The organism is Brooklawnia sp., from assembly GCF_049651565.1.
Classification (GTDB): domain Bacteria; phylum Actinomycetota; class Actinomycetes; order Propionibacteriales; family Propionibacteriaceae; genus Brooklawnia.
Genome location: NZ_JBASCI010000069.1, coordinates 1 through 5,892 on the forward strand (window position 1 = coordinate 1; position 5,892 = coordinate 5,892).

Consider the following 5,892-nt stretch of genomic DNA (forward strand, 5'->3'; position numbering starts at 1 on the left):
GGCGGACGCAGTCGTCGGGGGCCAGCGCCGGCCGATGCGTCCCGACGGTGCCGAGCACTGGACCATCGACCTGCCGGTCGGCACCGACTACCTGTTGTCGGTCGATGGCGGCGAGCCGCGTCCCGACCCGCGCAGCGCCTGGCAGCCGCACGGTGTGCACGGGCCGTCCCGGGTGTTCGACACCGCCGAGTTCGAGTGGAGCGACAGCGAGTGGCCCGGCCGCGACGTCCTCGGTTCGGTCTGTTACGAACTGCACGTCGGCACCTTCACCCCGGCTGGCACGCTGGACGCCGCCATCGAGCGACTCGACCACCTGGTCGACCTCGGCGTCCAGACGGTGGAGTTGATGCCGGTGGCCCCGTTCCCGGGCGATCGGGGCTGGGGCTACGACGGGGTGTCGCTGTTCGCGGTGCACGAGGCCTACGGCGGGCCGGCCGCGCTGCAGCGGTTCGTGGACGCTGCCCACGCCAGGGATCTGGCGGTCTGCCTGGACGTGGTGTACAACCACTTCGGGCCGGCGGGCAACTACGCCCCGGTCTTCGCCCCGTACTTCACCAGCCGGCACGACACGCCGTGGGGGGATGCGATCAACCTGGACGACCAGTACTCGGCCGGTGTCCGCGACTTCATCTGCGACAACGCCATCCGCTGGCTGCGGGAGTTCCACGTCGATGCGCTGCGGCTGGATGCGGTGCATGCCCTGATCGACGACTCCGGGCAGCACATTCTGGCCGAACTGTCCGAGCGGGTGGATGCGGTGCGCGGCGAGCTCGGTCGACCGGTTGCGCTGATCGCCGAGTCCGACCTGAACCAGCCGAAGACCGTGCTACCACGCTCCGAGGGCGGACTGGGTCTCGACGGGCAGTGGGCCGACGACGTGCACCACGCCCTGCACGCCTACCTGACCGGCGAGCGATTCGGCTACTACGTCGACTTCGGTTCGGCGCAGGTGCTGGTGCAGGCCCTGGAACAGGTCTTCGTCCATGCCGGCACCTGGTCGACGTTCCGCGAGCAGGTCTGGGGTGCCCCGGTGCCCGAGCAGACCGACCGGCGCCGCTTCGTCGTCTTCACCCAGAACCACGACCAGGTCGGCAACCGCGGCATGGGCGACCGGCCGGACGCCAGCCTGCCCGCCGGTGTGGTGGCCGGCGGCGCGGCGATCCTGCTACTGTCGCCGTTCACCCCGATGCTCTTCCAGGGCCAGGAGTGGGGCACCAGGCGGCCGTTCCAGTACTTCACCGACCACGACGCCGAACTGGGCGCGGCGGTGACCGAGGGCCGGCTCGCGGAGTTCAGCGGCCACGACTGGGAGGCGATCTACGGCCCCGACCCGGCGATCCCCGACCCGCAGGCAGTCGGCACCTTTGAGGCCAGCAAGCTGGACTGGGCAGAGCCGGAGCGTGCCGAGCATCGCCGGATGCTGGACTGGCACCGCCGCCTGATCGAGCTGCGCGACGAGCTCCTCGATGGCGGCCGCAGCCCGATGCCGGGCGGGACGGTGCGAGCCGACCATGGCGAGGACTGGTTCCGGATGGCCAACGGACCAGTCACCGTGCTGATCAACCACGGCGACCGCGCGGTGCGGGTGCCCGAGCGGCGCAGCAACGTCCGGGCCAGTTGGGGCGAGGTCGAACTGCAGGACGGCCAGGTCGCGCTGCCGGAGCACTCGGTGGTCGTGCTCAGCGACTGATCGCAAGCTCAGCTGAACAACAGGTTCATGCTGCCGCCACGATGAACGGCCTGTTTCGCCGTCGCCCTCGCCGCCCTGCGCAGCAGGCACGATGCCGGCGCACGAATGCGGAGTTCTGGGCAGCAAGTACGCTGCCCGATCCTCCGCAATGGGCGTCAGTTCGAGGCCAGCTCCCCCACCCGGATGGCGGCCATCGCCTTGCGGATCCGTTTCGGTGAGACCGTCACCGAGGTGCCGAGGGTCTGGGCGAAGGTCTGGACGCGCAGCTCCTCGATCAGGAAGCCGATGTCGTCGACCGGGTCGGGTAACCGTCCGGGCGGCTGGGCGTCGCAGAGCGCGTCGTACTCGGCCAGCAGCTGGTCGATCGGTTCGGCGGCCCGGGCGTCCTTCACCGGGTCGAGGGCGGCCTGGCCGAGGCGAGCCCGCATCGCCTTGCAGTAGCGCGGCAACTGGTCGTACCAGGGATCGCGGGTGAAGCTGATGAACCCGTCGAAGACCAGGTTGTCGAGTTGGTCGAGCACCTCGCCGCCGATCGGGGACCGCGAGGCCGCGTCCCGGACCTGTCGGGCCAGCTCGCACACCTGGGCGGCGATCCGGACCACCTGACGCATCTGATCGGCCTGCTCCTGGCGCACCGCCAGCGCAAGCCGTTCGTAGCCGTCCATGTCGCGGATGGTCACGACGTCGGCATGCCGGGCGGCGCACTGTTCGACGGCCTTCAGCCGGGCGTCCGCCAGCAGCTCGGGCACCGAGGGGTAGGGGCTGGTCGGTAGTGCGAGCTTCTCGGCGTTGGTCAGGTGCGACACCGTCCAGCGGGTGGGGTCGGGGTTGGTGAGCACCAGCAGTCGGCGGATGCCGAGTCGGTGACTGGCCTGCTGCTCGGGGGTTTCGGCCATCACCACCCCGACCTCGTCACCCAGGTCCTTCAGGGCCGGGTAGCCGATCACGCTGATGCCGCCCCGCCGGATCGTCACCCTTTCCTGCAGGGTACCGAACTGCCAGGAGGTGGCCGCCTCGACCTTCGGTGCCGCCCGGGTGATGGTGCGGCTGACCTGGCTCGACAGCTCCTGCCGAAGCTCGGCAAGGTCGCGGCTGAACCGGGGCGGCTTGCCCGGCGCAGTGACCTCGAAGCCAACCTGCAGGTGGCTGGGTACCTCGTCCGGACGCCAGTCACCTGCTTCGACCACCACCCCGGTCAGGGCGCGCAGCGCGCGTCCCAGTTCGTCGGCGAACCGCTTGCCGTGGTCGGGGTTGTTGCCGGCCAGCCAGGCGAGCGCGGCGCAGGCATGGTCTGGCGCCGGGACGAAGCTGGTTCGGACCGCCTTGGGCAGGTGGCGGATCAGCTCGGTGGCCAGTTCCAGCCGGAGCCCCGGCACCTGCCAGCTGAACGGCTCGGGACGTACCTGGTTGAGCTGGGCGAGCGGAATCCGCACCGTGACACCGTCGCGGCCATCGCCGGGTTCGAAGACGTAGCTGACCGGCAGGTTCAGGCCGGCGACCGGCCAGCGGTCGGGGAATCCGGCCCGGGCCTGGTCCAGGTCGTCGGCGTCGGCGAGCAGGTCGAGGTCGAACTCCAGGAACGTGGAGTCGGGGTGGCGCCGCCACCACGCGTCGAAGCTGGCGCCCGAGGTGACGCCGGAGGGCAACCGGACGTCGTAGAAGTCGAAGATCTCCTGGTCGTCGATGACGACGCCGCGGCGCCGCGTCCGGTCGGCCACCTCTTCGGCCTGCCGCAGGACTTCGGCGTTGTGGCGCAGGAAGTCATGGTTGGCGTGGGTGTCGTTCGGGTGCCACTGCCCTTCGACCAGACCGGACCGGATGAAGATCTCCCGGGCCGTCGACTCGTCGATGCGGGCGTAGTCGACCAGGCGCTCGGCGATGATCGGCACGCCCAGCAGGGTGACCTTCTCGTAGGCCAGCACGCTGGCCGAACTGGACGACCAGTGCGGCTGGGAGTGGCTGCGCTTCAGCAGGTGGGCCCCGACCTGTTCGACCCACTCCGGCTCGATGGCCGCCACGGTGCGCGCCCACAACCGGCTGGTTTCGACCAGTTCCACCGCCATCACCAGTTGTGGCGGTCGTTTGGCCAGGGCGGAGCCGGGCTGGATCGCGAACCGGGCACCCCGGACCCCCATGAACTCGACCAGCGGGCGCCGGCCGCGCTGCTTCGGGTCGCGCTGGGGCGGCGGCAGTTGCAGCCCGACGTGGCTGAGCAGGCCGGACAGCACCGCGATCAGCACCGGTTCGTCGCCGTCGGCGGACGACCTGCGGTGCATGTCGAGGTCCTTGCAGACCTGCTTGAGCTGGGTGTGCAGGTCCTGCCACTCCCGCACTCGCAGGTAGTTCAGGTATTCAGCACGGCACAGTCGGCGGAACTGGTTGCTGGACAGCTCGCGACGCCTGTCCTGCAGGTAGCGCCACAGCCGGACGATCGCGGTGATGTCGCCGCCGCGGTCCACCTGCGGGCCGGGCTGTTCGCCTGGGCGCGGTTTGCCTCGCCAGGGGCCGCCGGTGTGCGGGGTGTAGCGCAGCGGCTGCCCGTCGGTTCCGGGCCTGCCGGGCGGGGACGCCTGGCCAGGGCCGCTGGGGGCGTCCTGCCGGGCGGCCGCCAGCGCGTCGTCGGAGAAGAACCGGGCGTGCAGCCGGTCGGCGTCGGCACGGTGGTCGGCGGGACGCTCCCGCACGTCCTGGATGGCCAGGAAGGACGCGATCACCAGCACCTCGCGCAGGCTCCCCCGCCGGTGCGCCTCGATCAGCATCCGGCCCAGCCGGGGGTCGATGGGCAGCTCGGCGAGCTGGTGGCCGATCTCGGTGAGCCGGACCGGCGTCCGGGACCTCAGGGCACCCAGTTCGTCCAGCAGCCGCAGCCCGTCACCGATCTGGGCGGCGTCCGGTGCCTCGACGAACGGGAACCGGGCGATGTCACCGAGCCTGGCCTTGGCCATCTGCAGGATGACCGACGCCAGGTTGGTGCGCAGGATCTCCGGCTCGGTGAACTCTGGACGCGCCAGGTAGTCGTCCTCGCTGTACAGCCGGATGGCGATACCGGGTGCCACCCGGCCGCAGCGGCCGGCCCGCTGGTTGGCCGACGCCCGGCTGATCGGTTCGATCGGCAGCCGTTGCACCTTGGTGCGGCTGGAGTAGCGGGAGATCCGGGCGGTGCCGGCATCCACAACGTAACGGACGCCCGGAACGGTCAGTGAGGTCTCTGCGATGTTGGTGGCCAGCACGATCCGTCGGCCAGGCTGCGGGACGAAGATCCGGTGCTGCTCGGCGGCCGACAGCCGGGAGTGCAGCGGCAGCACCTCGGTGTCCGGCCACTTCTGGGCCCCCAGCGCCTCGGCGGCGTCCCTGATCTCGCGCTCACCCGAGCAGAACACCAGAATGTCGCCCGGCCCCTCGGTGCGCAGTTCCTGGACGGCAGCGACGATGCCGTCGGCCTGGTCCAGCGGCTCGGCTGCCGGGTTGTCGGGGTCGGCGAGCGGCCGGTACCGCACCTCGACCGGGTAGCTGCGGCCCGAGACCTCGACGATCGGCGCGTCGTCGAAGTGCTCGGAGAACCGCCTGGTGTCGATGGTGGCCGAGGTGATGATCACCTTCAGCTCGGGGCGTCTGGGCAGCAACTGCTTCAGGTAGCCGAGCAGGAAGTCGATGTTGAGGCTGCGTTCATGGGCTTCGTCGATGATGATCGTGTCGTAGCGCCGCAGTTCGCGGTCGCGGGTGATCTCGGCCAGCAGGATGCCGTCGGTCATCAGCTTGATCCGGGTCTGGCGGCCGGCCTGCCTGGTGAACCGCACCTGGTAGCCGACCAGCTCGCCCAACTGGACGCCCATCTCCTCGGCGATCCGTTCGGCCACGCTGCGGGCCGCGATCCGGCGGGGCTGGGTGTGGCCGACGCGGCGGCGGCCGGCCAGCAGGCAGATCTTGGGCAGCTGGGTGGTCTTGCCGGAGCCGGTTTCACCGGCCACCACTACCACCTGGTGGTCGCGCACCAACTCGGCGATCTGGTCGGCATGCGCGCTGATCGGCAGCCCGGGATCGAACTCGATGCGGGGCTGCTGGATGGCTGGGAGGTCATTCATGCCACCGGCCAGCCTATGCCAGCAGTCCAGCGCTCGGCTCGGCCACCGTCGGGTTTGCATTCCACCCAGCCGCACGTGCTGCGGTCACAGCCAGCACCAGCGTCGCCGAAGATGGGCGTG

2 protein-coding genes are annotated in these 5,892 nt (G+C 70.5%); one reads left to right on the top strand and one right to left on the bottom strand.

Features of this window, described 5'->3' with window-relative positions:
- Positions 1 to 1,690 (top strand): malto-oligosyltrehalose trehalohydrolase (treZ, locus tag WBL05_RS03330; protein ID WP_424223723.1); only part of this gene is annotated, 1,690 nt, incomplete at its 5' end.
- Between the two features lie 155 nt (positions 1,691 to 1,845).
- Here the strand turns inward: treZ and hrpA are convergent.
- Entirely contained in the window at positions 1,846 to 5,772 is a 3,927-nt protein-coding gene (gene hrpA, locus WBL05_RS03335) for an ATP-dependent RNA helicase HrpA (protein WP_424223724.1), read from the bottom strand.
- Positions 5,773 to 5,892: the final 120 nt, after the last annotated feature.

What these genes read in the sequence shown, in the direction of transcription:
- hrpA (WP_424223724.1), bottom strand. Translation starts at nt 5,772, where the DNA reads ATGAATGACCTCCCAGCCATCCAGCAGCCCCGCATCGAGTTCGATCCC.